Consider the following 25,829-nt stretch of genomic DNA (forward strand, 5'->3'; position numbering starts at 1 on the left):
GCCCCGGCGCGCACGTTCGCGCCGGGGCCACCGCCGTACCGCTCACCGCCGTACCGCTCACCGCCGTACCGCTCACCGCCGTACCCGTCGGCCGCTCGGCTGCTTGGCTGCTCTCAGAGCTCGGACGCTCCCCAGGCGCCCACCGCCAGCTCGTCCCCGACCCGCAGCGTGCCGGGCCGCAGCACGGCGAACTTGCTGCCGAACGCGACCCCGCCGGCCGCCGCCCGGCGGTACCGGGCCAGTGTGCGCAGTGGCTCCGGACCGGCCTTGGCACCGCTGGACTGGTCCACCAGCGTCACCGAGCAGCGGATCGCCAGCTTGGCGTAGCCCAGCTCGGCGTCGCCGACGGCGATCCGGCGGGCCCGGTCCTCGGTGTGCGGCTCCGCCCAGCCGTCCACCACCACGTTCGGGCGGAACCGGTCCACCGACAGCGCGGCCACGCCGGAGAGCTCGTTGAAGCGGTCCAGCGAGGAGCGCGACAGCAGGTGGACGGCGCAGCTGTCCGCGTAGCCGGAGGTGCCGGGGATCAGGCCGTCGGTCACCCGGTCGTGCTCCGGCGGCACCCGCACCAGCCGGCTGTGCGCGCCGAGTACCCCGGAGAACCAGTCGGCGGCGTCGTCGCCCTGGTCGATGCCGAGGAACGGGGCGCCGAACAGCCGCACCTCGCGGCGCGGGCCGTCGGTGTCGATCGCCACCGTCACCGGCTCGGCCCCCGGGGCGGTGAGGGTCAGTCGACGGCCGTCGTCCTCGACCGCCGGACGGACCGCGGCCAGCAGCGGATCCCGGCGCTGGGACCGGAACACGCCCTGCTCGTCCACCACCATGAACGCCCGGTCGTGGGCCAGCCCGGCCCGGGTCAGCTCCGCCTGCGCGGCTCCTACCCCGGCACACCCCTTCACCGGGTAGTACCGCAACTCCGTCACCGTGGCCATGACTTCCCCCGTCCTCACCGGAACCGAACCCTCCGAAGGGTAGATGAGCGGGCCGGGGCGAGGACGGCCGAGGTGCGACGGCCGCCGGCATCCCGCCCGACCGCCACGCCATCAGGGACGCGTACGGAACGCCGGCCGCCGCATCAGGGCCTCGTCAACGGAGGGCGGCCGCCCGGCCGAGGGGCGCTTTGCTGGGGTGCGACGGAGGCCGGACCGGCAGGAGAGGCAGGGGCGGGGCATGGCGGACAGCACGGGCGGCGCGAGCAACGCGGACAACGCACATGATGCGGACTACGCGGACGGCGCGGGGAACGGTCCCGGCGGCGGCCGGATCGTGGTCGGCCTCAGCGGCTCGCTCGGCAGCCTCGCGGCCCTCCACCACGCCGTCACCGAGGCCCGCCGGACGGACGCCGAGGTGCTCACGGTGCTCTGCTGGACCCCGCCCGGCGATGAACTCGGCTACCGCCGCACGCCCTGCCCGCCGGTCGTCGACGCGGGCCGCGACGCCGCCGTGGCCCGGCTGCGCCAGGCCCTCGACGAGGCCTTCGCCGGTCGCTACGCGGGTGTGCGGCTCCGCTGCCAGGCCGTGCGGGGCGACACCGGCCACGCCCTGGTGCGCTGCGCCGACCGGCCCGGGGACCTGCTCGTCCTCGGCGCCGGCCGCGAACGCGGCCGCCTCGCCCGGCTGGTGCACCCCTCCGTCACCGCCTACTGCGTCCGGCACGCGCGCTGCCCGGTGCTGGCGGTCCCGCGCCCGCCGCTGCAGCGCGACCTGGAGGCGCTGGAGCGCGGACACGGGTACGGACTGCGGGCGTCGTCCGTGCGGAACTGACCCACCGGCCAAGGCTGGTGGCCGTCGTGCGGGCCGCCGATCGTCCCCCTCCGGCTACGACAGCCCGGCCGCCTCGGCGAGCACGGCGGCGGTGCGGCGCCCGGCCTCCAGGGTGCCGGCGGCCGTGGCCGGGACGCAGCGTCCGGCCTCGGGGCTGAAGACGGTCATCACCACGCCCGCGTGGTCGGTGGGGAGTTCGAGCAGGGTGGCCGTCGGTACGGCGGCGCTCAGCTTGCGGGTGTGCCCGATGTCCACGAGGTCGTCCGCCGTGCCGTGCACCAGCCAGAGCGGGACGGGGGACGGCGTGGCGGCCAACCGGTCGAGCGGGGCGTCGCCGGTGGTGGCGGCGGGCTCGGAGTAGCGCGAGGCGATGCCGACGGCGGCGGTGGGCCGGAGTTCGGCGGGGGTGCCCGGGTGCGTGGCCACGGCGACCGCCTCCCGGCCGCCCGACGACCAGCCGGCCAGCACGAAGCGGGCCGGGTCCCCGCCGAACCGGTCGGCGATGACGCGGGCCTGGGCGAGCGAGGCGAGCAGTTCGGTGCGGCCGCCGTCCGCCTGGTCGCTGCTCCAGTCCGGGACGAGCACCAGCAGCCCGAGCCCGGCGGCCTCCCGGGCCAACGGCCGGAGCACGTCCCGCTCGTCGGCGCCCCGGCCGTGCCAGAGCAGCACGACGGGGGCCGCCCCGGCGGTGCCGGTGAGCGGTCGGTGAACGTCCAACAGTCGTCCGTTCGCGTAAGGAACTGACTCGGGCTGATCACTCGTCATTCGGGCTTCCCCTCCGATTCGGTGACTGATCATCGAGCTGGTACTGTACTTCTTGTCGCGAGGGACGAGATTCCTCGCCAGGCGTCAGCGGTGCTACCAGAGCACGTCCTACTTTCAGTAGGAAGAGTCCGTGCGATCCGGGCCTGGCGCTCCGATATCGGACAGGGTCCGGTGCCTTTTACAGGCGCCGGGCCCTGTCCGCGTTTTCGGGGCCGCAGTTCCGGTATCGGGCTTTCGGGGCCAGGGTCGGGGCCGGATTCGGAGTCGGGCTTTCGAGGGCGGGTTCTCGGTGCCCGTTCGTGGTTCGTCGCAGGGGCGTTGAGCTGCTAGTGTTCTTCTTGTCGCGAGGGAGAGAATTCCTCGCCAGGCGTCAGTGGTACTACCAGAGTACGTCCTACTTTCAGTAGGAAGAGTCCGTGCGATCCGGGCCTGGCGCTCCATTGTCGGACAGGGTCCGGTGCCTTTTACAGGTGCCGGGCCCTGTCCGCGTTTGTGAGGCGGGCCAATTCCGCTTCTTCGAGGACCAGGTCCCCCGCTCGGGCGGAGTCGCGAATGGTCTCGGGGCGGCTGGCGCCGGGGATCGGAATGGTCACCGGGGAAGTGGCCAGCAGCCAGGCGAGTGCCACGCGCTGCGGGCTGACTCCGTGTCCGGCGGCGACGGCGGCGAATTCCGTGCCGGCCCCGCCGAGTTCGGCGGCGCGGCCGATGCCGCCGAGGGGGCTCCAGGGGAGGAAGGCCAGGCCCAGTTCGGCGCACAGGTCCAGGACGGGCTGGTGGGTGCGGACGGCGGGGGAGTACTTGTTCTGCACCGAGACCAGGGCGTCGCCGAGGATCTCCCGGGCGAGGCGGACCTGTGCCACGTCGGCGTTGGAGATGCCGGCCGCGCGGATCTTGCCCTCCTCGTGGAGCTCGCGGATCGCGCCGAGCGAGTCGGCGTACGGGACGTTCCGGTCCGGGTGGTGCTGCTGGTAGAGGCCGATCGCCTCGACGCCGAGGCGGCGCAGCGAGCCCTCGCACGCTCGCTTGAGGTGGGCGGGGTCGCCGTTGACGGTCCACGAGCCGTCGCCGGGGCGGCCGCGTCCGCCCTTGGTGGCGACCAGCACGTGGTCGGCGCCCGGGCCGTAGGAGGCGAGGGCCCGGGCGATCAGCTCCTCGTTGTGGCCGTACTCGTCGGCGTGCCAGTGGTAGGAGTCGGCGGTGTCGATCAGGGTGACGCCCGCGTCCAGTGCGGCGTGGACGGTGGCGACGGCGCGGGCCTCGTCCGGGCGACCCTCGACGGAGAGCGGCATCGCGCCGAGGCCGATGGCGCTGGTCCGGACGGCGCCGAGCAGACGGGACGCCGGGCCTGCGGAGCCGGGAAGGCCGGCGGTTCCGGTGGAGCCCTTGGGGCCGGGGGCGGTTCCGGTGGTCATGCGGGGAGCTCCTGTCCGACGGTGGCGGCGATCAGGCCGGGCAGCCAGTCGCGGGTGTGGGAGAGCGGGTGGCCGAGCCGGTGCGCCCGGGAGTTGTCCATGCCGTAGTAGCGCTCGAAGGAGAAGGGGGAGGCCTGTTCGCCGGGTTCCGGCGCCGCTGTGCGGTACGGCCGGCCGGCCGCGACCAGGTCGCAGAGGTCGGTGGCGGTGAGCTCGCCGTGCGAGGCGAGGTTGACCGGGCCGGTGAAGTCCTGGTCCGCCGCCCAGGCCAGGAAGCCGGCGGCCTCCCCCTCGTGGGTGTAGGAGGAGGGCAGGTTCTCCGGGTGGATCAGGACGGGCAGGCCGGCCGCGATCCGCTCGGCGTAGTGGGCCAGCCGTCCGGTGAAGTCGGCGGCGCCCAGGACGTGTCCGAGCCGGACGGAGGCGAACGGGAAGGCCCCGCTCCGGGTGAACACCGCCTCCGCCTGGCGCTTGCCCTCGCCGTACGATGCTTGGCGGAACTCGTCTTCTTCCCAAGGGAGTTCATGATTCACCGGCCAGTCGGCCGGGTCGACGGCGGACTCGGCGAGCGGGCGGCCCGGGCGGTGCGGCTCGCCGGTGTCGTAGACCTCGATGGTGGAGGTCATCAGGTAGCGGCCGGTCCGTCCGGCGAAGGCGCGGACGGCGGTCTCGGCGTGCCGCGGGGTCGAGCAGACCTGGTCGATCACCGTGTCGAACTCCTGCCCGGCCAGTGCGGCGGTCAGGGCCCGCTCGTCCGAGCGGTCGGCGACGAAGTGGGCGACGCCCGGCGGTGGTGGCGTGGAGCCGCGGTTGAGTACGGCGACCCGGATCCCGGAGTCGCGCAGCCGGGTGACCAACTGCCGTCCGAAGTAGCGGTTTCCCCCGATGACGAGCACGTTTTCCATACCCACAAGTGTTATGGTGCGGCGCGGTTCGATGAAGGGGTGATCATGGGAGTTCAGGCGCTGCGGCCGAAAGACCGACGGCAGTCGGGCGAATCCGCCGACGATTCGTCGGTGGGCTTCCGGAGCGGCGCCGGCGGCGGTCCGGACGCGGTCGATCTGCGGCTGCTGGAACTGCTCCAGTCCGAGGGCCGGATCACGCTCAGCGAACTGGGCCGGCGGGTCAACCTCAGCCCGGCCGCGGTCGGCGAGCGGGTGCGCAGGCTGGAGGCGGGCGGCACGATCACCGGCTACGCGGCGCTCGTCGCGCCGGAGCGGCTGGGCTACGGCATCCGGGCCTTCGTCCGGGTCTCGCCGCACGCCCGGATGACGGTGAAGTACCTGCGCAGCCAGGACTTGCTGCACCGGCCGGAGGTGCTGGAGGTGCACCACGTGATCGGCGAGGACTGCTGGGTGTTCAAGGTCGCCGCGCGGGACACCTCGCACCTGGAGGAGCTGATCGAGGCGATCTCGGTGCTCGGCCGGACGACGACCTCGGTGATCCTCTCCTCGCCGGTCGAACAGCGGGTGCTGCTGCCGTCGGACTGACGCCCCCCGAGCCATCCCCGGCGCCGGGCCCTACGGCGCCGGGCCCTACGGCGCCGGGGTCCGATGGCACTGAGGTCCTACGGTGCCGGGGCTCTACGGCACCGGGGTCCGATGGCGCCGGGTCCTACGGCGCCGGGGCCGGCCTCAGGACGGCTGTCGGTCGGACCCCAGTTCGCGCGAGATCCGCAGCCCGACCTGTGCCACCACCGGCCCGAGGGCGCGCACCCGGGCGGCCGTCATCCGCGAGGTCAGCCCGGAGACGGAGAGCGCGGCCGTGACCTCGCCGGTGTGGTCGAAGATCGGCGCGGCCACGCAGCGCACCTCGGGTTCGTTCTCCCGGTCGTCGATGGAGTAGCCGCGGGCGCGGATCCGGGCGAGGTCGGCGCGCAGCCGGGGCTCGTCGGCGATGGTCCAGGCGGTCACCGGGCGCAGCCCGGCCGCGACCACCTCGGTGAGGGCGTCCTCGGGCAGCCAGGCGAGGATGGCCTTTCCGGTGGCGGTGCAGTAGGCCGGGGCCCGGCTGCCGACCCGGGAGGCCATCCGGACGTTGGTCTCGTCCTCGACCTTGTCCAGGTAGACGATTCCGGGGGCCTGCCAGACGGTCAGGTGGACGGTCTCGCCGGCTTCGCGCTGGAGCCGGCGCAGGTGCTCGGCGGCGACGCTGCGCAGGTCGAGGGTGGTCAGGTAGGCCTGGCCGAGGCGCAGTGAGCCGTGGCCGAGCCGGAACCAGCCGGTCTCGCGGTCCCGGTCGAGCAGGTGCTCGTCCAGGAGGGGGCCGGCGAGCCGCAGCACGGTGCTCTTGTTGAGGTCGAGGGCCTCGGCGAGCTGGGCGAGCGGGACGCCGCGCCCGTCGCCGTGGTCGCGGACGTAGCCGAGGACGGCGAGCGCGCGGCGCAGCGAGGAGGACTGGTTGCGTTCGGTCGCGGGCTTCTTGGGTGCCGTCTCCGTCATGGGTCCGTTCCCTGGTGGTGTTCTGTGGGGGTGTCTGTTGCGGCGGTTGTCAGAACGTACCCCCTCCCCGGGGCACAGCCCCATCTTCGATACAACGTTGTGCAGTGCAAAACTTTCGCCAACCCCCTCTTGTTGGCGCCGTTCGCCCACGCCTAACGTCCCTGCCATCGAGCAGGCGACGACGCCCCACCCGAGCGCTTCGCCCTGCCGTACCCCCACCACTCACTCACCATCGGCCCCGGTCAGGGCCTGCTTCGACGTGCCCCTCCCCGGCGGCGCGCGTCTCGGCGGCAGCTGTCGGGAGGGGAGGTCTCCACCATGCGACTCATCGGACGGGCCGCAGTGGCCACCGCACTCGCCGCCGGCTGCCTGGCCGCCACCGCCTGCGCTCCGGGCACCGCCTCGTCGGCGGGCGACAGGGCCGGCGACGACCGGACCGGCACGCTGCAGGTCTGGCTGTACAACGAGGCGGGCAACACGGCCAAGGAGGCCGTGGTCGGCAAGGCCGTCAGCGAGTTCCAGGCCTCCCACCAGGGCGTCACCGTCAACGTCAGCTACATCGACACCGACGCCTCGGCCCGCGCGGCCAAGATGAAGGGGGCCTTCAACGACCCCAACAGCGCCCCCGACCTGGTCGAGTTCGGCAACACCGACCTGCCGGGCTACGTCGCCGCCGGCGGCCTCGCCGAGATCGGCGGCGAGCTGGACAAGTGGTCGGACAAGGGCGACCTCGACCCGGCCATCGCCAAGACCGCCGTGATGGACGGCAAGACGTACGGCCTGCCGTGGTGGGTCGGCGTGCGCGCCCTGTACTACCGCACCGACCTGTTCACCGAGGCCGGGCTCACCCCGCCCACCTCGTACGCCGAACTGGTCGCCGCCAACCAGAAGATCCACGCCGCGCACCCGGACACCTTCGGGATCGCGGTCGGCGGCAAGTACACCTTCGGTGCGCTGCCCTTCGTCTGGGACGCGGGCGGCGACATCGCCACCAAGGACGGCGGCGCGTTCAAGTCGGCGATCGACTCGCCGGCCTCGCAGGCCGGGATCAAGCGCTACACCGACCTGTTCGGTGCGGACGGCTGCCCCGCCCAGCAGTGCGCGGACCTGACCGGCGGGAAGACCGTGGACCTGTTCGCGGCCGGCAAGTCGGCGATGGCGATCCTGCTCAACTCCAACCGCGGCAAGGTGGAGGCGGGCGCGGTCAAGGGCAAGTACGGCGTGGTGCCGCTGCCCGGCGAGAAGGCCGGCTCGATCGCCCCCGCCTTCGCCGGCGGCAACAACCTGGGCGTCATGAAGGCGGCCAAGCACCGCACGCTCGCCGTCGAGTTCGCCGAACTGCTGGCGAGCCCGGCGTACCAGGAGCAGATGTACGACGCGATGGGCAACCTGCCGACGCTGAAGTCCGTCAGCGGCAAGGTCGCGGCGAAGGACGCGTTCCTGAAGCCGTTCACCGACACCATCGCGGCCGGCACCAGGTTCGTCCCGCTCGACCAGGCGTGGGCGCAGATCGACGCCCAGTCGGTGATCCCCACGATGCTCCAGCAGGTCGTCACCGGCAAGGCGGACGTGGCCAAGGCCTCCGGCGACGCCGCGGCCCAGGTCAACTCGGCCTTCGCGGCGCACTGACGGCCGCGGTCCCGATCCGTCACAGAGAGCAGGTCCCGCACGTGTCCGTATCCACCACGAGTGCCCCTGCGGCGCCGCCTTCCCCGCAGAGGCGCCGCGGGGGAAGGGCGCCGGCCGCACCCCCGGGCGGCCGGCGCCACCGGCCTCCGCTGCTGCTGCTCCTGCCGGCCGCGGTCATCCTGATCCCGCTGGTCGCCTACCCGATCTACCAGCTCGGGCTGCTGTCCGTGCTGGACTTCGGGCAGGCCCAGGCGTCCGGCGGCGTGCCGACCTCCTTCGTCGGCTTCGGCAACTACAGCCGGATCCTGGAGGACAGCCAGTTCTGGACGGTGCTGGCGCAGACGATCGGCTTCGCCGCGTTCTGCGTGGTCGCCACCCTGGCCGTCGGCGCCACCCTGGCGGTGCTGCTCACCAAGGTCGGCCGGTGGCCGCGGCTGGTGCTGACCACGGCGGCGATGGCGGCCTGGGCGGCGCCGGCGATGACCGGCTCGACGGTGTGGAGCTTCCTGTTCGACACCAACCTGGGCCTGGTCAACCACACCCTGGAGCGGATCGGGCTCTCCGGCTTCCACGAGTTCAACTGGTTCTACGACAAGTGGACGGCGTTCCTGATCGTCGGGGCCGTGGTGGTGTGGCACTCCTTCCCGTTCGTGATGGTCACCCTCTACGCGGGCATCCGCGCCATCCCGGAGGAGATCATGGAGGCGGCGGCCCTGGACGGCGCCAACACCTGGACCACCTTCCGCCGGATCACCGCGCCGATGCTGCGGCCGATCCTGACCATCGTGGTGATCCAGTCGGTGATCTGGGACTTCAAGGTCTTCACCCAGATCTACGTCATGACCGAGGGCGGCGGCATCGCCGGCCAGAACCTGGTGCTCAACGTGTACGCGTACCAGAAGGCGTTCGCCTCCTCGCAGTACGGGCTGGGCGCGGCGATCGGCGTGATCATGCTGCTGATCCTGGTCATCCCCACCGTGCTGTACATCCGCAGCCTGCGACGGACGGGGAACGAGCTGTGAACACCACGCGGGAATCGCTTCGGACCACCCCCCGGGACACCCCTCGGACCACCCCGGCGAAGTCCGCCCGGAAGCCCCGTCGGAGCACCCGCGGCCGGTGGCGGCTCATCGCGAACGGCAGTGCGATCGCGGTGGCCGTGGTCACCGCCTTCCCGATCTTCTGGATGGTGCTCTCGGCCTTCAAGCCCAAGGGCGAGGTGCAGTCGCTGGACCCGAAGCCGTGGACGGCGCACCCCACGCTGGACAGCTTCCGTCAGGTGCTCAGCGTGGACGGCTTCGGCCGGTACTTCCTGAACAGCCTGGTCATCGCGCTGTCGGTGGTGGTGCTCTCGGCGGTCGTGGTGTTCCTGGCGGCGGTGGCCGTGACCCGGTTCCGGTTCAGGTTCCGCACCACCATCATGGTGATGTTCCTGATCGCCCAGATGATCCCGGTCGAGGCGCTGACCATCCCGCTGTTCTTCATGTTCCGCGACGCCGGGCAGTTCGCTCCCGGGATCGGGCTGAACACCCTGGCCTCGCTGATCCTGGTGCAGTTGGCGTTCTCGCTGCCGTTCGGGATCTGGATGATGCGCGGTTTCGTCGCCGCCGTCCCGGTCTCGATCGAGGAGGCCGCGCAGATCGACGGCGCCGGCCGGACCCGCATCCTGTGGCGGATCCTGCTGCCGCTGGTGGCCCCGGGACTGGCCGCGACCAGCGTGTTCTCCTTCATCGCGGCGTGGAACGACTTCGTCTTCGCCAAGACCTTCATCATCAGCGCGACCCAGAACCAGACGCTGCCCTCGGCGCTGCTGGTGTTCTTCAAGCCGGACGAGAACGACTGGGGCGGCATCATGGCGGCGTCCACGCTGATGACCGTGCCGGTGCTGATCTTCTTCATCGCGGTCCAGCGCAAGCTGGTGTCCGGGCTGGCGGGTGCGGTGAAGGACTGAGTGCCACGGACTGACGCGCCACGAGCGGTCGGTCGAGCGGTCGGAGCGGAGCGGGGGCGAGGGCCCCGGCTCCGCTCCGACCGTTTTCGCGCAAGCGCTGTGGGCAAGCGATGCAAGGCAGTATTCAGTGAATGCCTTCGATTTGTAGGTCTCAATCAGGATGTGGCAGCATAATCGCAGACACTGAATGGGCTAGGCATCGGAAAGCGAAGGATCATGTCGGACGGCGCTCGCGTCATCGTCGGAGTCAACGGCTCACTGCACAGCCTCACCGCCCTGCACCGGGCGGCCGAGGAGGCCAGGATCCGGCGGGCCGACCTGGTCCCGGTGCTCGCCTGGACGCCGGTCGGCGGCGAGCGCAACTACCGCGCGCGGCCCTGCCCGCCGCTGCTCCGCGCCTGGCAGGACCTCGCCGACGCCCGGATGACGGACGCGCTGGAGCAGGCCTTCGGCGGCCTGCCGGTCGGCGTGCCGGTGCGGCCGCTGGTGGTGCGCGGCGACGCCGGCGCGGTGCTGACCGAGCTGGCCGACCGGCCGGGCGACCTGCTGGTGGTCAGCGCCGGGGAGCAGGGCGTGCGCGCCCGGCTGCGCCGGGTGCTGCGCCGTTCGGTCACCCGGCGCTGCCTCGACCGAGCGCGCTGCGGCGTGCTCGTCGTCCCGCCGTCCACCCTGCACGAGGACCTGCGGGCGCTGCACCGCGGCATCGACCTGCGGGAACTGGTCTCCGCCTGACGGACCGTCAGGAGCGGTGCACCACCCGGCCGTCGACCACGGTGAGCAGCGGGAGCAGGTCGCGCAGCGCGTCCGGCGGACAGTCCAGCGGGTCGAGCGGCCACACCGTGAGGTCGGCGAACGCCCCCGGCCGCAGGCTCCCGCGTACGGCGCTCTCGCCGGTGAGCCGGGCCGCGTTGACGGTGTGCAGGGCGACCGCCTCGGCCCGGTCGATCGCGTGCTCCGGGCCGACCACCCCGGCCGTGGTGCCCCGGGTCGTCATGCCCCACACCGAGACCATCGCGCCGTAGGGGCCGACCGGGAAGTCCGATCCGCCGGTGAGCAGCGCGCCCTCGTCCAGCCACTCGCGCAGCGGGAAGATCGCCGCCGTGCGCTCCTCGCCCCAGGCCCGCTGCTGGGTGAGCGCGCCGTCGTGCAGGAGCGGGTGCTGGACGGTCACCGGGATGCCGAGCGCGATCGCCCGGGCCCGCTGGTCGGGGCGGGCCAGTCCGCCGTGCTCGACCACCAGGGTCCCGGACGGCAGGCCGGGGCGGCGCTCGAGCACCCGCTCGAAGACGTCCAGCAGGACCCGCAGGCCGCGGTCGCCCCAGGCGTGCACGCCGACCCGCCAGCCGCGTCCGACCACCCGGTCCACCGCCGCGAGCAGCTCGTCCGGCTCCCAGAGCAGCCGCCCGTGGTAGCAGGGCTGCCCCTGGTACGGCTCCTCCAGCGCGCCCGCCTCGAAGCCGCCGTCGATGCCGAACTTGACGCCCCACAGCCGCAGCCGGTCGTCGTCCCGGCCGGCCGCGCGCCACCCGTCCATCCGGTCCAGCAGCGCGTCCACCTGCTCGGGGGTGCGGGCGGCGAAGCCGGAGACCAGCGCCCGGACCCGCACGGCGAGGGCGCCCTCGGCCCGGGCCGCGTCCAGCACGTCGAGGTCCTCGACCGGGACGAGGCAGTCGCGGACGGTGCCGATCCCGGTGGCGGCGTAGTCGGCGGAGGCGGCGCGCAGACCGTCGATCCGCTCGGCGGGGGTGGGGCTCGGCAGCACCCGTTCGACCAGCTCGACGGCCCGGTTGACCAGCCGGCCGGTGAGCCGGCCCTGCCCGTCGCGCTCGATCACCCCGCCGGGCGGGGCCTCGGTGGCGGCGGTGATCCCGGCCAGCCGCAGCGCGGCCGAGTTGAGCACCATGTTGTACGCGCCCCGGCGCACCAGGACCGGGTGCTCGGAGGTGGCGGCGTCCAACTCCTCGGTGGTGGGCAGGCGCTGCTCGGCGAGCAGCACCTCCTGCCAGTTGACCGTGGTGTGGATCCACTCCCCGGCGGGCGTCCGGGCGGCGCGCTCGCGGATCAGGCCGAGGAATCCGGCGAGGTCGCGGGCCCGGTGGACGGGCACGCCGTGGACGCTCAGCGCGGCCAGGACCAGGTGGGTGTGGGTGTCGTCGAAGGCGGGCAGCACGGTCGTGCCGGGGGCGTCGACGACCTCGGTGGCCGGCCCGGCCAGGGCGTCCAGGCCGTCGGGCGCGGCGGCGAGGGCGGTGATCCGCCCGCCGGTGACGGCGATCGCGCGCCGGGGCGGCTCACCGGGCACGAGAGTGTGCACCGCGGCGGCGCGGATCAGCAGGTCGGCGGTGGACCGGGCGGTCATGACGGCTCCTGGGGGCGGGACAGGCCGGTGACCTTCTCGACGTACCGCAGGCCGGGCTCGGCGAGCAGCGCGTGCAACTCGGTGAAGACGGCGCGCGCGGGTACGGCGTTCCAGTCGTCGGGCAGCAGCGGCCCGGGCAGCCCCGGGTCCAGGTAGGGGAGCCGGCGCCACTCGGTGAGCATCGGCACGTAGTCGCGGAAGGCCTCGACCGGGTCGATCCGGGGGCGTTCCCGCAGGTGCTCGGCCACCGGGCGCCAGGCGTCGGTGAATGCCGCGTACTGCGCCTCGATCGCCGGGAGGTCCCACCAACTCGCCACCGCCGTCCGGAGGTCGGCGAACCCGGCGTACTCGGCGGAGAGGAAGAGATGGACGTAGGCGCTCAGCCCGAGGCGCTCCAGCAGGCGGCGGGCGTCCGGGAGCAGCCGGGCGGGTGCCAGCCAGACGCCGGGGGCGGCGTTGCCGAAGCCGAGCCAGCTGAGCCGGGAGCGCAGCTGGTGGCGGTGGGCGCGCTCGGACTCGGGGACCGAGAAGACCGCCACCACCCAGCCGTCGGCGAGCCCGGCGGGCTCCAGGCTGTGGAAGATCCGGCGGTCGCCCTCCTCGAACACCGGCTCCATCGCGGGGGCGAGCCGGTAGCCGGTGCCCGCGCGGCGTTCCTGGAGGAGCGTGCCGGCCTTCTTCAGCCGGGACATCGCCGAGCGGACCGCCGGGCCGTCGACGTCCAGCTCGGCCATCAGCGCGATCAGGTCGGCGATGGATATCCAGCCGCCGAGGCGGCGGACGAACTCGCCGTAGACGGTGTGGATCAGGGAACTCGGCCGGGTCGTGCTCTCCGGCATGCGTGGGCGCTCCTCCCGGCTGCTGCTGGTGACCCGGTCACCGGTGGCGACCCGGCGGCCGGTGGTGATCATAGCGGTGGCCCCGGAGGTTCAGACCTCCGCGTACGCACCGGAGAGCAACTGCCCGGCGCCGGGCGCGAAGGCGGGCAGGCCGAGGGCGCGGAGCAGTTGGTGGGCGGTGCAGATCGCGGCCGACACCACGGGTTTGCCGAGCTGCCGCTCGGCCTCCTCGACGGCGGACAGCGAGGGCATCTGCACACAGGCGGAGAGCACCACCGCGTCCGCGTCGGCGTGGGCGAGGTTGCGCGCGATCGCGGGCAGTCGGGCCGGGTCGTGGGCGGCCACGTCGAGGTTGTCGGCGATCTCCAGGGCGGCGTGGTCGAGCACCTCGATGCCCTCCTCGGCGAGGTAGTCGACCACCGTCCGGGCCAGCGGCCGCAGGTACGGGGTGACCATCGCGACCTTCCGGGCGCCGAGCGTCCGCAGCCCGGCGACCAGGGCGCCGGCGCTGGTCACGACGGGCGCGGGCGCGCCGTTCTCGACGGTGCGCAGGTGCAGGCGCCGCTCGGCCTCGCGGTGGTAGCCGGGGCCGGTGGCCATCACCGCGACCAGGCAGGCGTAGCCGATCACGTCCATCCGGGCGTCCGAGAGCTCGGTGGCGCAGCGGTCGGACTCGCCGTCCATGGCACGCAGTTGCTCGGGGGTGACCCTGGTCATCCGCATCCGGCTGGAGTGGAAGGTGAACCGTTCGGGGGCGACGGCCTCGCGGGCCCGCAGCAGTGCCGGGACCTCGGTCTCCATGGTGACGTTGGAGCTGGGGACGATCTGGCCGATCCGGTACGTCGGCATCAGCGGGTGCTCCTCTCGGCGGGTGGTGCGGCAGGTGCTTCGGAAGGTGCTTCGGCAGGTGTCCCGGGGGTGTCCGGGCGGGCGCGCCGGCGGATGTCCCGGCGGCGCGCCGGCGGCGTCTCAGCGGGCGTCGACCACGGGGTTGGCGAGTGTGCCGATCCGCTCGACGGTCGCCTCGACCAGGTCGCCGGGCTGCAGGAACTGCGGCGGCACCATCCCGGAGCCGACGCCCGAGGGGGAGCCGGTGGAGATCACGTCGCCCGGTTCGAGGGTGACGCCGGAGGAGATGTCGGCGATCAGCCGGGCGATGCCGAACAGCATGTGGCGGGTGTTGGAGTCCTGCCGCAGCTCGCCGTTGACCTTCAGCGAGAGGTCGAGCCGCTGCGGGTCGGGGATCTCGTCGGCGGTCACCACGACCGGGCCGAACGGGGCGAAGCTGTCCTGGCCCTTGGAGAAGAACCACTGGCCGGAGCGGCGCTGGTCGCGGGCGCTGATGTCGTTCATGATGCTGTAGCCGAACACGTGCCGCAGGGCGTCCTCCTCGGCGACCCGGAAGGCCGGTTCGCCGATCACCACCGCGAGTTCGCACTCCCAGTCGAGCTGCTTGGTGAGGTTCGCGTCGTGCCGGATCGGTTGGCCGGGGCCGATGACGGCGGTGGACGGCTTGCCGAACAGCACCGGGCGGTCCGGCAGTTCGCGATCGGTATCCAGGGTGCGGTGCGACTCGGCCACGTGCTCCACGTAGTTGAGGCCGATGCCGACGATCTTCCCGGGGCGCAGCGGCGCGCACAGCGACACCCCGGCGAGCGGCCGGGTGGTAGGCGACCCGGCGAGCAGTTCGCGCGCGGTGGCCAGGGCGGTCCGGCCGGCGCGGACCAACCCGAGGAGGTCGGGCGGCAGTTCGGCGCCCGCGGCGGTGGCGAGGGCGGTGAGGTCGGCGACCCGGTCCCCGTCGAGCAGCGCGCCGAGGCGCGGGGTGTCGTCGTCCGTGCGGTAGGTCAGCAGGTGCATGGCGGTGGGTCTCCCGAATGCTCTGGTGGAGGTCAGGTGGAGGTCAGGCGGTGGTCGTGGTGGGCTGGTGCCCGTCGTGGTCCGGGTAGGCCTCCTCGCGGTACAGGCCGAGCGAGTGCATCACCGGGAAGTCGTTGAAGGAGAACAGGCAGGCGTCCTCGCCCTGGTCGAGGTTCGCGTGCTCGTGCCAGGCCCAGGACGGGACGACGAAGATGTCCCCCTGCTGCCAGGCGAAGCGCTGCCCGGCGATCACCGAGACGCCGCGCCCCTTGGCCGCCGTGTAGACCACCGAGCCGGTGTGCCGGTGGGCGCGGGTGGCCTGGCCGGGGCGCAGCAGTTGCAGGTGGGCGGCCATGGTCGGCATCACCGGGCCGCCGGTGACCGGGTTGGTGTACGCCATGATGACGCCGTCGTACGGCGACCCCTCGGCGGCCAGCGCCAGCCGGCCCAGCGCGTGGTAGCTGGGCTCCCACGGCCAGCCGAACAGCGGCGAGTACGGGCGGGTCCACTTCTCGACGCCGTACGGCAGCAGGTTGCCGCCGTGGCTGAGGAGCGAGGAGTTCACCACCGGGCCGGGGCGCTGGTGGAGGTCCGGGTGGACCTCGTAGAAGTTGGCGTCGAGCGTGTTGACCAGCGGGATGTCCAGGCCGTCCTGCCAGATCACCGGGGCGTCGTCGGCCTCGTTGCCGTGCTCGTGCCAGGTGCCGTTCGGGGTGATCGCGAAGTCGCGCGGGCCGACCCGGAGCTTCTGCCCGTCCACGACGGTCCAGGCGCCGGTGCCCTCGTGGACGAAACGCAGCGCGGAGGCCTGGTGGCGGTGCGCGGTCATCGCCTCGCCGGGGCCCATGATCTGCAGGCCGGTGTACAACAGGCCGACGGCGGCGCTCAGTTCACGGCGGCCGGGGTTGACCAGCATCACCACCCGGCGGCCCGCGTCGTCGGCCCTCACCAGCGGCAGCGCCTTGCGTACCAGCGGGCCGAGGTCCGCGTAGCGCCAGAGCACCGGGACGGACTTGGGCTGCGGGTACCAGGGCTCGATCTCGTTCGCCACGGTCCACAGCGCACCGGCTTCGTGCTTGGCCAACTCCTGGTAGAAGGCGAGCAGTTCGGGGCTGTCGGTGACCCGCGCGCGGCCGATCCGGCCGTCGTCGTAGTCCTGGGGGGCGTCGGGGCTCCCGGGTCCGTCGGCGCCGCCGGGGGTACCGGGGACGTCGGGGCCGCCGGGGGTGCCGTCCTGACCGGTCATGACTCCTCCTCGGGGAACACCAGGGGCCGCAGCGGTCGGTCGTTCACGTGCAGCCGGAAGACGTCGAAGCGGTTGTAGTGGCCGACGATGTCGTGCATCTGCTTCGGCTGGATGCAGCGGCCGAGGTCGATCTCCGCGTACACGATGCCCTCCTCGTCCACCAGCGGTTCGGTGACGGCGCGCCCGTCCGGGCCGAAGATCCCGGACAGGGCGCTGCGCGGCCGGGCGAGCTGCTTGCGGAGCTGCTGGTCGTCGCCGGCGATCAGGTCGGCGATGCCGGGCGAGATCGTGGAGCAGGAGACCACCGTGAACACCTTGCCCTCGAAGCAGTGCGCGGCTGCGCGCAGCGCGATCGCCTCCGCCATGTCGTAGTCCTCCGGGGCCACCGGCAGGGCGATGTAGCAGGCGGCGTGCACGAGTTCGCCCTGGGCCAGCAGGGTGAACCGGGCCAGGGGGTTGGTGTTCTCGCCGCAGGCCAGCGCGCCCAGCGGTCCGACGGCGGTGCGGTGGACCTTCAGGGTGCTGCCGTCGCCCGGGGTCCAGGTCAGCTTCTCGGCCCAGGTCGGCACCAACTTGCGGTGCACGCTGAGGAGTTCGCCGTCGGAGTCGATGATCAGCACGGTGTTGTAGAGCGCCCCGAGGCTGTGCCGGCCACGCTCGTTGACGCCGATCACCAGCACGACCCCGGCCTCCCGGGCGGCGGCGCGCAGGGTGTCGACGTACGGGCCGGGCACGTCCACGGCGGCGCGGTACAGGCGCTCGTACCAGGGCGAGCCCTGCACCGGGTTCATCGTCCAGTTCCAGTACGGGTAGCCGGGTACGAACACCTCGGGGAAGACGACCAGTCCGGCGCCTTGGCCGGCCGCCTCCCGGATCAGTGCGACGGCCTTGTCGACGGTGGCGGCCGGGTCCAGGTAGACGGGCGCGGCCTGGACGGCGGCGGCGGTGAAGCGGGGCAGGTGGGGCATGGGTCCTCGTCACTCCTCGGGCGGTGTCGGCGACCAGCGGCGGTGGACGGGGGCGGGCGGCTCGCGCAGCAGCCGCAGCCGCGGGGCGACCCGGTCCGCGCCCGGGCCCGGCGGCCGGCGGCTGCCCGCCCGCCAGGGCTCGGGCCAGCGGGCGCCCGGCCCGGAGTAGCCCAGCTCGGCGGCGGCGTGCAGCGTCCAGAGCGGGTCGTACAGCTGGGCGCGGCCGACCGCGACCAGGTCGGCCCGCCCGGCCAGCAGCACGGAGTTGGCGTCGTCGGGCCCGGAGATCGCGCCGACCGCGACGGTCGGCAGGCCGGTGGCGGTCCGGACCAGCTCGGCGAACGGCGTCTGGTAGCCGCGCCCGTACGGCGGCCGCTGATGCGCCACGACCTCGCCGGTGGAGACGTCCACCGCGTCCGCCCCGGCCTGAGCGAGCGCGCGGCAGATCGCCACCGCCTCGGCCTCGGTGGTGCCGCCGGGCGCCCAGTCGCACGCCGAGATCCGGACCAGCAGCGGCTGCCCGGCCGGCCAGACGGCCCGTACCGCCGCCAGCACCTCCAGCGGCAGCCGCAGCCGGTGGGCGAGCGGGCCGCCGTAGCGGTCGGTGCGGCGGTTGGTGAGCGGGGAGAGGAACGAGGAGACCAGGTGCCCGTGGCCGAACTGGAGCTCCAGCACGTCGAACCCGGCGCGCGCGGCCCGTCCGGCGGCGGCAGCGAAGTCCGCTGTGACGGCGGCCAGTTCGGCCTCGTCGGCCTCGTGCGGCAGCGGGCTGTCGGCGTCCCACCGGAGCGCCGAGGCGGACAGCAGCGGCCGGCCCCCGGGGAGCGGGCGCCCGATGCCGTCCGGGCCGGGCACGGCGGTCGCGCCCCGGCGCCCGGCGTGGGTCAGCTGGATGCCGAGCGGGGTGTCGCTCACCGCCCGTACGGCCCGGACGAGTTCGCGCCAGGCGGCGCCCTGGTGGTCGGTCCACAGGCCCGGGCACCGGTCGGTGGTCCGGCCCGCCGGGCTGACGGCGGTCATCCCGGCCAGGACCAGCCCCGCGCCGCCGAGCGCGTGCCCGGTCAGCTGGGCCCGGTCGAAGCCGCTCGGCAGCGCGTCGGGCGAGGTGAAGGTGGCGAGCGGCGGCACCACCACGCGGTTGCGCAGCTCCAGGGCGCCCAGCTTCAGCGGCCGGAACATCGGCGGCACCCCGGGCGAGCCGCCGACGGCGGTGTCCACGGCGTCCACGAAGGCGGCGTCGCGGGCCCGGAGGTTCCCGTAGGTGACCCGTCGGCTGCGGGTGAGCAGGTTGAAGGCGAACTGGTCGACGTCCTGGCCGGTGCGCCGCCCGACCGTCTCGAACCACTCCAGACTGGCCTGAGCGGCGCGCTGGGTGGACTCCACCACCGGCCGCCGCTCGGCCTCGTACGCGGCCAACGCCTCGTCCAGGGTGGGCTGTTCGCCCAGCGAGGCGGTGAGGGCGAGGGCGTCCTCCAGGGCCAGTTTGGTGCCCGAGCCGATCGAGAAGTGCGCGGAGTGCGCGGCGTCGCCGAGCAGCACCACGTTGCGGTGGCGCCAACTCGCGTTGCGCACCGTGGTGAACCGGATCCAGCGGGAGGCGTCGGGGATCAGCCGGTGGCCGTCCAGGTGGCCGGCCAGCAGGTCCGCGCAGCGCCGCACGCTCTCCCGGTCGCTCTCGCCGCGCGCGAACTCCCGTGCGGCGAAGGCCTCGAAGCCGGCCCGCCGCCAGGCCTCCTCGGCGACCTCGACGATGAAGGTGGACCGGGTGGCGCTGTACGGGTAGGCGTGCACCTGGACCACGCCGAAGTCGAACCGCTCGACGATGAACGTGAACGCCTCGAAGACCTTGTCGGTGGCGAGCCAGATGTAGCGGCAGTGCCGCTCGTCCAGCTCGGGACGGAAGGCCTCCCGGTAGGCCGCGCGGGTCCCGGAGCGGATGCCGTCGGCGGCCACCACCAGGTCGTACTCGGCGGCGAGCCGCTCGACGGGCGGGGCGGGCGTGCGGTAGCGGACGTCCACCGCCAGCTCGGCGCAGCGCCGGCGCAGGATGGCGCGCAGCCGGTTGCGGTCCAGGGCGGCGAAGCCGTGCCCGCCACTGGTGCGGACCCGGCCCGCGTAGCGGATGTCGATGTCGCTCCAGCGGGCGAACTCGGCGCTGATCGCGGCGAAGACCTCCGGGTCGGCCTGGGCGATGCCGTCCAGGGTCTCGTCGGAGAAGACCACGCCGAAGCCGGATCCGTCCTCCCGGCCGTCCCGTTCGAAGACGGTGATCTCCCGCCCGGGCGCCGACTGCCGGGCCAGGGCGGCGAAGTAGAGGCCGCCGGGGCCGGCGCCGATCACCGCGATCCGGCGGGCGGTGGCGGTGCCGCCCGGCCCGGGAGGGGCGCCGTCCGGGGTGGGGCGCGGGGTGCCGCTCATGCGATCACCTCCGGCTGCTGCGGCCCGGCCTCGGTCAGCGCGCGGCGCGCCCGCGCGGGCCACGGCTCGGCGCCCTTGGCGTGCGGCGCGGCGTGCACCACCGACATCCGTCCGCTCGCGGCCAGGCCCTGCGGCCCGTGGACCTCGAAGGCGTAGTGCAGCGAGGAGGCGCCGACCCGGACCACCCGCAGCTCGGTGCGGACCACGTCCCCGAACCAGAGCCGCTCGCGGTAGTCCGCCTCGAAGTGCACCCGGGGGATCCGCCCGAACAGCTCCGCCAGCCCGAGCCGGCGCAGCAGCGCCGCCTCCGCTGCCTCGGCCCAGCGCTGCACGGCGGAGAAGTGGTAGTGCCCGGCCGCGTCGGTGTCGGACCACTCGACCCGGCGCTCGATCGCGATGCCGGCCGGGGCGGACGAGGCCCGCCGCCGCAGCTCGGCCCGGTGCAGCTTGCCGGTCGCGGTGCGCGGCAGCTCGGTGACGAACTCGACCGCCCGCGGGTACTTGTACGGCGCGATGGTGCGTTTGACGTGCTCCTGGAGGTCCCGCACCGCCTCCGGCCCGTCCGGTGCGCCCGCGCGCAGCACCACGTACGCCTTGACCACGGAGCCGCGCCGCTCGTCCGGCGCGCCGACCACCGCGCAGTCCGCCACGTCGGGGTGGGCGGCCAGCGCCTGTTCGACCTCGGGACCGGCGATGTTGTAGCCGGCCGAGACGATCATGTCGTCGTTGCGCGCCTGGTACCAGAAGTAGCCGTCCCGGTCGCGGACGAAGGTGTCGCCGGTGAGGTTCCAGCCGTCCCGGACGTAGCTCAGCTGGCGTTCGTCGTCCAGGTAGCGGCAGCCGGTCGGGCCCTTGACGGCGAGCAGCCCGGGTTCGCCGTCCGGCACCGGCCGGCCCTGTCCGTCCAGTATCGCGGCGCGGTAGCCGGGGACGGGCCTGCCGGTGGAGCCCGGGCGGATGTCGTCGTCGACGGCCGAGATGAACACGTGCAGCAGCTCGGTGGCGCCGATGCCGTCGATCAGCCGCTGCCCGGTCGCGGCGTGGAAGGCCCGCCAGACGGCGGCGGGCAGCGGCTCGCCCGCCGAGACGCAGCGCCGCACCCCGGCGAGGCGGTCGGCCAGCCCGGCGGCCAGGATCGCCCGGTAGGCGGTCGGCGCGGTGAACAGCACGCTCACCCGGTGCTCCCGGACCCGCTCGGCCAGCTGCTCGGGCGTGGCGTGCTCCAGCAGCAGGCCGGCGGCACCGGCCCGCAGCGGGAAGACCAGCAGGCCGCCGAGGCCGAAGGTGAAGCCGAGCGGCGGGGTGCCGGCGAAGAGGTCGTCGGGGGTGGGGCGGAGCAGGTGGCGGGAGAAGGTGTCGGCGTTGGCGAGCACGTCGCGGTGGAAGTGCAGGGTGGCCTTGGGGCGGCCGGTGGTGCCGGAGGTGAAGGCGATCAGTGCGACGTCGTCGGCGGCGGTCGGGACGGCGGTGAAGCCGGGCGGTTCGTCGGCGCAGCGGACGGTGAGGTCCTCGGGCCCGCCGCCGCCATAGGCGACGATCCGCAGGCCGGGGGTCCGGGCGCGGTGCAGCTCGTCCAGGAAGCGGTGGTCGCACAGGGCGATGACCGGTTTGGCGATGCCGGTCAGCTCGGTCAGCTCGCCGGCGCGCAGCAGCGGCATGGTGGTCACGACCACCCCGCCGGCCTTCAGCACGCCGAGCCAGCAGGCGGCCAGCCAGGGGGTGTTGGGGCCGCGCAGCAGCACCCGGTTGCCGGTGGTGAGGCCGAGCTCGCCGGTCAGCAGCCGGGCGATCCGGTCGGCGCGGTCGCGCAGTTCGCCGTAGGACCACTGCTCGGTCGGGGTGAGCAGGCAGCGGCGGTCGGGGCCGAGGCGGTCGATGGTGTCGTCGAGCAGGGCGGCTGCGCAGTTCAGGCGGTCCGGGTAGGCCAACTCCGGGAGTTCAAAGAGGAGTTCGGGCCACTGTCCGAAGGGCGGGAGGTGGTCTCGGCAGTATGTGTCCAGGTGCGCTGAGGGGGAGAGCTCCATGGGCGGGCACCTCATCGGGCTGGCGGGAGTGAGGCCAGTATGGCGCGTCGGTGACGCCAGTCAAGAGAGCGATACATGCATTCGGGCGACGGCGCGGTGGCGGCGTGCGTTGGCATGCGGTGGCGGTGTGTGGCGGTGTGAGGCGATCCGGCTCCGGGAGTGCTCCGGGAGCGTGCCGGCGGGTCCGGCGTCCCGGTCACCGTGGGTGGCGGTGCGGGGGACGGTAGGGGCCCGCGTCGGCGCGACCGGTCACCCGGGGTGAACGCGCGGCCGGTCAGGGGAGGGTCGCCGGGCCCGCCGGGGCGCCCGCCGGGCCCGCCGCGCCCCGGTGGGTCAGCCGGAGGTGGGCTGGGCGGCGGCGTCCGGGGTGCGGCCGTCCTGGGCCTGCTGGGCGCGCTCGGCGAGCAGCTGGGCGAACACGGTGAGCGCGGGCGCGGCCACGGCGGCGGCAGGGCCGTCGTCGCGCACGATGAGCACCACGCCGCCGACCCGGACCAGGGCCACCGCGGTCGAGGAGCCGCGGACGCGGACGGCGCTCTGGTCGCCGATCCGGGGCAGGGCCACCGTCCCCGAGTCCTCGCCGGCGGTGCGGTCGAGCGTGGTGCCGAACGCTTCGGCGGCGGCTTCGGGGGAGACGAACGCGGCCACGTCGAACGTCACGCTCTGGACGCCGACCGTACGGAACCGCACGGTGGCGTAGGCGAGTTGGCGGTCGCAGGAAGCCGGTAGCAGGCACGGTACCCGGTCGGCCGTGCCGGTCCCCGAATCCGGCCCGCTCTCCACCTGCCAGCCGTCCGGCATCGCCTGTGCGTCGGGTAGGACGGCCCGCACGAGCGCCGGGTCGCGCAGCGGCTGCGCGGCGTGCGCCAGTCCCGGCCCGCCCGGCTTCAGCAGCGGGCGCGAGCCCAGGTGGATGCCGAGGGCGACCAGGGCGGCGATCACGACCAGCGCGAGCGCCACCACGATCCCGGCGCTGCCGCGTCGGGCGGCGAGGGCCTGGGCCCGGGCGTCCACGGGGGCGACCCGCAGCTGCACGGTCGTCGGGCCGCCCGGACCGGTCGGACCGGCCGGTGACGCCGTCGGAGGGCCCGAGCGCGGAGGTTCGGACGGCGGTCCGGTCCGCAGCTGGACGGTGCCGGGGTCCGTCCGCAGGTGGACGGTCGGCGGATCGGCGGGCCGCCCGAGCGCGGTGGTGGCCAGGTACTGCGCGAACGCCTCGTCGCCGGCGAGCAGATGGGCGACGGCGGCGGTCAGCAGGGACCGCGCCGCGGCGTCCTCCGGGCTCTCCTCGGCCGAGGCCAGCGCCCGCGCCCCCTCCGGCACCATCCGCAGCCGTGCCCGCACCACGTCCGCCACCGCCTGGTGCGGCCCGCCGTCCAGCAGCGCGCCCACCACGCCGGGCACCATCCCGCGGCCGTCCCCCATGGCAACTCCCCTTGCCGGCCCAGTCGTCGCCTCCACGATCCCGGACCGCCGGCCACTTCGTACCCCCGCCGAACGGAACGGAGACGCAACTGCAACCGCTCCCGGACGTTGCCGCTACGGAAGGGGCGGGAGGTAAGCAAGGGTCGGAACCGCCGGACGGTTCACCAGGGACTGACAGGACGGACGGGACGGACGGAGCCGCTTGATCGAGCGGTTCACCAGCCCTCCCTGCCGTCGGTGAGGCGGCGGCGCCACCACAGGTCGGAGCGCCACTGGCGTTGATCCGCGAAGGGATCCGGCAGAGTGCGTTCGAGGTATGCGGCGTCGAGAGCGGCCATCCGACGCCGCAGTTCCCCGCGAGCACGGGCGGGCAGTTGCCGCAGGACCCGGTCGAGGACGTCCCGCGCGTGCCGCACGTCGTCGAGGGAGCACCCACGGCACGAGCAGTGCGCTTCCTGCGGGTAGACGGTGCGGTGTCCCGGTGACAGTACGAAGGCCCGGTAGCGCCGCAGGGCCCGTTCCGTGGCACCCGGGTACACGTAGTAGTCCGTCGAGAGCATCTCGGCCCGATGTATCGCCAGACTGGAGGGGGTCGAGAGCCGGTGGATCCGGGCCGGCGGCGGGCCGTCCCAGGTGCGCGGGTCATGTCGTCGGTCGGCACGGAGCCGGCCGGGCCGGCTACGCGGCATCGGCCTTTCGGTATGCGGTCATGGAGGCCATCATGCCGTAGGCCCAGGGGGTCCTGCCATCCTCGCCGTCGTCCGCGGACCTCCGGGGCCGGAGCCCTTCCGCAACGCGCCGCACGCTCCTACCGTTGTGTCATGCAGCGTGTCCTGTTGGACAGGTCGGACCCGGAGGTGCTCGACCTGGTCCTCGCGGAGCGGGGCGGCTCGCTCCGGTACGCGCTCACGGCCGCGCTCCAGAGCGTGATCGCCGTACCGGTGCTGTTCCTGGTCGGCGCCTTGCTCTCCCTCCCCCTCGACATCGCCATGCTGTTCGCCGGCACCGGGTGGGGCCCGGTGTGGGAGGCGGCCGGGATCGCCGGTGGGGCGGGCGCGGTCATCGGGTGGGTGCTGATGGTCCGTGCGGTCTTCCGCCATGTGCACCGGTTGCGCTTCGCGCCCTCCGCCGAGCCGGCCACTGTCGTCCTCGTGCGGGGTGCCGGGGCGGACCGGCCGCTGCCGGTCACCGAGGTGCGACGGATCCGGATCGACCACTCCACCGAGGAGCCGTACGACGGCGACCGGGCCCCGAGGTCCGTCACCGTCACGCTGACCGTCCTGCTGGCACACGGCAGGCTCCCCCGGCTGTCCCTGCCCGAGGACACCGACACCGCCGCACTCCACCGCGAGCTGTCCGAGGCCCTTTCCCCCGCCGTCGCGGTGGACCTGCACGTCCGCCACCGCCGGCGCCCGGAACCGCCGCCCCCGGTCTCGCACCGGGCGGGGAGCAGCGGTTGGCTGAGCACGATCGGGCACGGCGGTTCGACCGGCAGTGGTGCCTGAGCTTCGCGGGTCAAGGCTCCGGCGAGGCGTGGGGGGCGGGCCGGGCCGGTGGGCGGGGGTCAGCGCAGGTCGAAGACCAGCCGGGCGGAGACCTTGCCGCCCAGTACCTCGTCGAAGCAGGCGTTGACCTCGTCCAGTCGCCGGGTCTCGCGGATCACCCGGGTCCGGCCGAGGGCGTGCAGGCGGAACACCTCGGCGAGGTCCTCGCGGGTGCCGACGATCGAGCCGATCACCTTGGTGCCGTTCAACACCGTCTCGAACACCGGCAGTTCGAGCTTCCCGCCGGCCGGGAGCGCCACCAGGACGAGTGTGCCGCCGCGCCGCAGCGCGCCGTACGCGGCCTGGAAGGAGGCGTTGCTGACGGCGAGCGCGATGGCCGCGTGGGCGCCGCCGAGCGCCTGGACCTCGGCCGCGACGTCCTGGCTGCGGGCGTCGAGGACGTGGTCGGCGCCGAGTTCGCGGGCCAGCGCGAGCTTGTCGTCGGTGACGTCGACGGCGATGGTCTCGGCGCCGGAGATCCGGGCGTACTGCAGTGCGAGGTGGCCGAGCCCGCCGATGCCGGAGACCAGCACCCGGGTGCCGGGGCGGGCGCCGGAGACCTTGAGCGCCTTGTAGGTGGTGACGCCCGCGCAGGACAGCGGCGCGGCGTCGAGCGGGTCGAGGCCGTCGGGGACGGGGACGACGTAGTCGCCGTGCGCGAGGGCGTACTCGGCGTAGGCGCCGTCGACCGAGTAGCCGCTGTTGTGCTGCTGGAGGCAGAGGGTCTCCCAGCCGGTGACGCACTGGTCGCAGCGCCCGCAGGCGTCGGCGAGCCAGGGGATGGCGACCCGTTCGCCCACCCGGACGTGCCGGACCTCCGCGCCCGCCGCCTCCACGATGCCGACGCCCTCGTGCCCGGGGACGAACGGCGGGCTCGGCTTGACGGGCCAGTCGCCGTGCGCGGCGTGGATGTCGGTGTGGCAGAGGCCGGAGGCCTCGATCCGGACCCGGACCTGGTGGGCGGCTGGCTCGGGTACCGGGAGGTCCTCGACGACCAGCGGCGCGGTGAAGTCGTGGACGACGGCGGCCTTCATACGGTGCTCCCTCGGGCGTACGGACAGCTGCTGGTGGTGGCCGCGCGCGGGGCGCAGCCGCCACCAGCCTCACCCGATGGGGTGATCTTCGCCGCCCGGACTAGGCCGAACGAGTGATCATTCGTTCACGTATCCCCGCAGGTCGGCACG

23 protein-coding genes are annotated in these 25,829 nt (G+C 73.9%); 7 read left to right on the plus strand and 16 right to left on the minus strand.

The window, feature by feature from the left end; all coding sequences use genetic code 11:
* Positions 1-113: 113 nt before the first annotated feature.
* On the minus strand, positions 114-932 hold the full coding sequence (locus tag ACFQ6N_RS19575) for an MOSC domain-containing protein (RefSeq protein ID WP_380650371.1): 819 nt from the start codon (positions 930-932) through the stop codon (positions 114-116).
* Between the two features lie 238 nt (positions 933-1,170).
* Here ACFQ6N_RS19575 and ACFQ6N_RS19580 point away from each other — a divergent pair, with 238 nt between their 5' ends.
* A complete protein-coding gene (locus ACFQ6N_RS19580) occupies positions 1,171-1,764 on the plus strand; it encodes a universal stress protein (RefSeq protein WP_380650372.1) in 594 nt (197 codons plus the stop codon).
* Between the two features lie 54 nt (positions 1,765-1,818).
* Here the strand turns inward: ACFQ6N_RS19580 and ACFQ6N_RS19585 are convergent, their stop codons facing one another.
* From ACFQ6N_RS19585 to ACFQ6N_RS19595, 3 genes are all read right to left on the minus strand, one after another.
* Positions 1,819-2,481: an alpha/beta hydrolase gene (locus ACFQ6N_RS19585; RefSeq protein WP_380650373.1), complete on the minus strand. Its 663-nt coding sequence runs from the start codon at positions 2,479-2,481 to the stop codon at positions 1,819-1,821.
* 512 nt (positions 2,482-2,993) lie between these two features.
* On the minus strand, positions 2,994-3,818 hold the full coding sequence (locus ACFQ6N_RS19590) for an aldo/keto reductase (RefSeq protein WP_380650526.1): 825 nt from the start codon (positions 3,816-3,818) through the stop codon (positions 2,994-2,996).
* Positions 3,819-3,937: 119 nt separating this feature from the next.
* A complete protein-coding gene (locus tag ACFQ6N_RS19595; protein ID WP_380650374.1) occupies positions 3,938-4,846 on the minus strand; it encodes an NAD-dependent epimerase/dehydratase family protein in 909 nt (302 codons plus the stop codon).
* A gap of 45 nt (positions 4,847-4,891) precedes the next feature.
* Between ACFQ6N_RS19595 and ACFQ6N_RS19600 the strand changes: the two genes are divergently transcribed.
* The gene (locus tag ACFQ6N_RS19600) at positions 4,892-5,431 is read left to right on the plus strand and encodes an Lrp/AsnC family transcriptional regulator (RefSeq protein ID WP_380650375.1); all 540 of its coding nucleotides are present in this window, start codon (positions 4,892-4,894) and stop codon (positions 5,429-5,431) included.
* Between the two features lie 144 nt (positions 5,432-5,575).
* On the opposite strand, the gene ACFQ6N_RS19605 is transcribed toward ACFQ6N_RS19600, so the two are convergent.
* A complete protein-coding gene (locus ACFQ6N_RS19605) occupies positions 5,576-6,382 on the minus strand; it encodes an IclR family transcriptional regulator (protein WP_380650376.1) in 807 nt (268 codons plus the stop codon).
* Positions 6,383-6,700: 318 nt separating this feature from the next.
* On the opposite strand from ACFQ6N_RS19605, the gene ACFQ6N_RS19610 reads away from it, so the two are divergent.
* The 4 genes from ACFQ6N_RS19610 (at position 6,701) to ACFQ6N_RS19625 (ending at position 10,694) form a co-directional block, all read left to right on the plus strand.
* Positions 6,701-8,011: an extracellular solute-binding protein gene (locus tag ACFQ6N_RS19610; protein WP_380650377.1), complete on the plus strand. Its 1,311-nt coding sequence runs from the start codon at positions 6,701-6,703 to the stop codon at positions 8,009-8,011.
* Positions 8,012-8,052: 41 nt separating this feature from the next.
* A complete protein-coding gene (locus ACFQ6N_RS19615; RefSeq protein ID WP_380650378.1) occupies positions 8,053-9,033 on the plus strand; it encodes a carbohydrate ABC transporter permease in 981 nt (326 codons plus the stop codon).
* A gap of 107 nt (positions 9,034-9,140) precedes the next feature.
* Complete coding sequence (locus tag ACFQ6N_RS19620) at positions 9,141-9,962, plus strand: carbohydrate ABC transporter permease (RefSeq protein ID WP_380650528.1); 822 nt, start codon at positions 9,141-9,143, stop codon at positions 9,960-9,962.
* A 216-nt stretch (positions 9,963-10,178) separates the two neighbouring features.
* Positions 10,179-10,694 carry a universal stress protein gene (locus tag ACFQ6N_RS19625; protein ID WP_380650379.1) on the plus strand — a complete coding sequence of 172 codons (516 nt, stop codon included), beginning with the start codon at positions 10,179-10,181 and terminating at the stop codon, positions 10,692-10,694.
* A 7-nt stretch (positions 10,695-10,701) separates the two neighbouring features.
* Here the strand turns inward: ACFQ6N_RS19625 and ACFQ6N_RS19630 are convergent, their stop codons facing one another.
* The 10 genes from ACFQ6N_RS19630 to ACFQ6N_RS19675 all read right to left on the minus strand — a co-directional run bounded on the left by ACFQ6N_RS19630 (position 10,702) and on the right by ACFQ6N_RS19675 (position 23,790).
* Positions 10,702-12,321 carry an amidohydrolase gene (locus tag ACFQ6N_RS19630; protein WP_380650380.1) on the minus strand — a complete coding sequence of 540 codons (1,620 nt, stop codon included), beginning with the start codon at positions 12,319-12,321 and terminating at the stop codon, positions 10,702-10,704.
* Positions 12,318-13,160: a PaaX family transcriptional regulator C-terminal domain-containing protein gene (locus ACFQ6N_RS19635; RefSeq protein WP_380650381.1), complete on the minus strand. Its 843-nt coding sequence runs from the start codon at positions 13,158-13,160 to the stop codon at positions 12,318-12,320. Before ACFQ6N_RS19635 ends, ACFQ6N_RS19630 begins: the two co-directional genes overlap by 4 nt.
* Before the next feature lie 90 nt (positions 13,161-13,250).
* Positions 13,251-14,009, minus strand: coding sequence for an Asp/Glu racemase (locus ACFQ6N_RS19640; protein ID WP_380650382.1), 759 nt, complete (start codon positions 14,007-14,009; stop codon positions 13,251-13,253).
* Between the two features lie 120 nt (positions 14,010-14,129).
* Entirely contained in the window at positions 14,130-15,020 is an 891-nt protein-coding gene (locus ACFQ6N_RS19645; protein WP_380650383.1) for a fumarylacetoacetate hydrolase family protein, read from the minus strand.
* A 43-nt stretch (positions 15,021-15,063) separates the two neighbouring features.
* Positions 15,064-16,266 (minus strand): cupin domain-containing protein, encoded by a 1,203-nt coding sequence (locus ACFQ6N_RS19650; protein WP_380650384.1) that lies wholly within the window; start codon positions 16,264-16,266, stop codon positions 15,064-15,066.
* Positions 16,263-17,234 (minus strand): carbon-nitrogen hydrolase family protein, encoded by a 972-nt coding sequence (locus tag ACFQ6N_RS19655; RefSeq protein WP_380650385.1) that lies wholly within the window; start codon positions 17,232-17,234, stop codon positions 16,263-16,265. Before ACFQ6N_RS19655 ends, ACFQ6N_RS19650 begins: the two co-directional genes overlap by 4 nt.
* A gap of 9 nt (positions 17,235-17,243) precedes the next feature.
* On the minus strand, positions 17,244-19,652 hold the full coding sequence (locus ACFQ6N_RS19660; protein ID WP_380650386.1) for an FAD-dependent monooxygenase: 2,409 nt from the start codon (positions 19,650-19,652) through the stop codon (positions 17,244-17,246).
* Positions 19,649-21,676: an AMP-binding protein gene (locus tag ACFQ6N_RS19665; protein WP_380650387.1), complete on the minus strand. Its 2,028-nt coding sequence runs from the start codon at positions 21,674-21,676 to the stop codon at positions 19,649-19,651. Before ACFQ6N_RS19665 ends, ACFQ6N_RS19660 begins: the two co-directional genes overlap by 4 nt.
* A gap of 333 nt (positions 21,677-22,009) precedes the next feature.
* Positions 22,010-23,101 carry a hypothetical protein gene (locus tag ACFQ6N_RS19670; RefSeq protein WP_380650388.1) on the minus strand — a complete coding sequence of 364 codons (1,092 nt, stop codon included), beginning with the start codon at positions 23,099-23,101 and terminating at the stop codon, positions 22,010-22,012.
* Positions 23,102-23,316: 215 nt separating this feature from the next.
* Complete coding sequence (locus ACFQ6N_RS19675; protein WP_380650389.1) at positions 23,317-23,790, minus strand: hypothetical protein; 474 nt, start codon at positions 23,788-23,790, stop codon at positions 23,317-23,319.
* A gap of 132 nt (positions 23,791-23,922) precedes the next feature.
* Here ACFQ6N_RS19675 and ACFQ6N_RS19680 point away from each other — a divergent pair, with 132 nt between their 5' ends.
* On the plus strand, positions 23,923-24,606 hold the full coding sequence (locus ACFQ6N_RS19680) for a hypothetical protein (protein ID WP_380650390.1): 684 nt from the start codon (positions 23,923-23,925) through the stop codon (positions 24,604-24,606).
* A gap of 59 nt (positions 24,607-24,665) precedes the next feature.
* Here ACFQ6N_RS19680 and adhP read toward each other — a convergent pair whose 3' ends face one another.
* Complete coding sequence (gene adhP, locus ACFQ6N_RS19685) at positions 24,666-25,679, minus strand: alcohol dehydrogenase AdhP (RefSeq protein ID WP_380650392.1); 1,014 nt, start codon at positions 25,677-25,679, stop codon at positions 24,666-24,668.
* Positions 25,680-25,829 lie beyond the last annotated feature (150 nt).

Origin of the sequence: Kitasatospora sp. NPDC056446 (assembly GCF_042796115.1) — a bacterium.
Lineage (GTDB): Bacteria > Actinomycetota > Actinomycetes > Streptomycetales > Streptomycetaceae > Kitasatospora.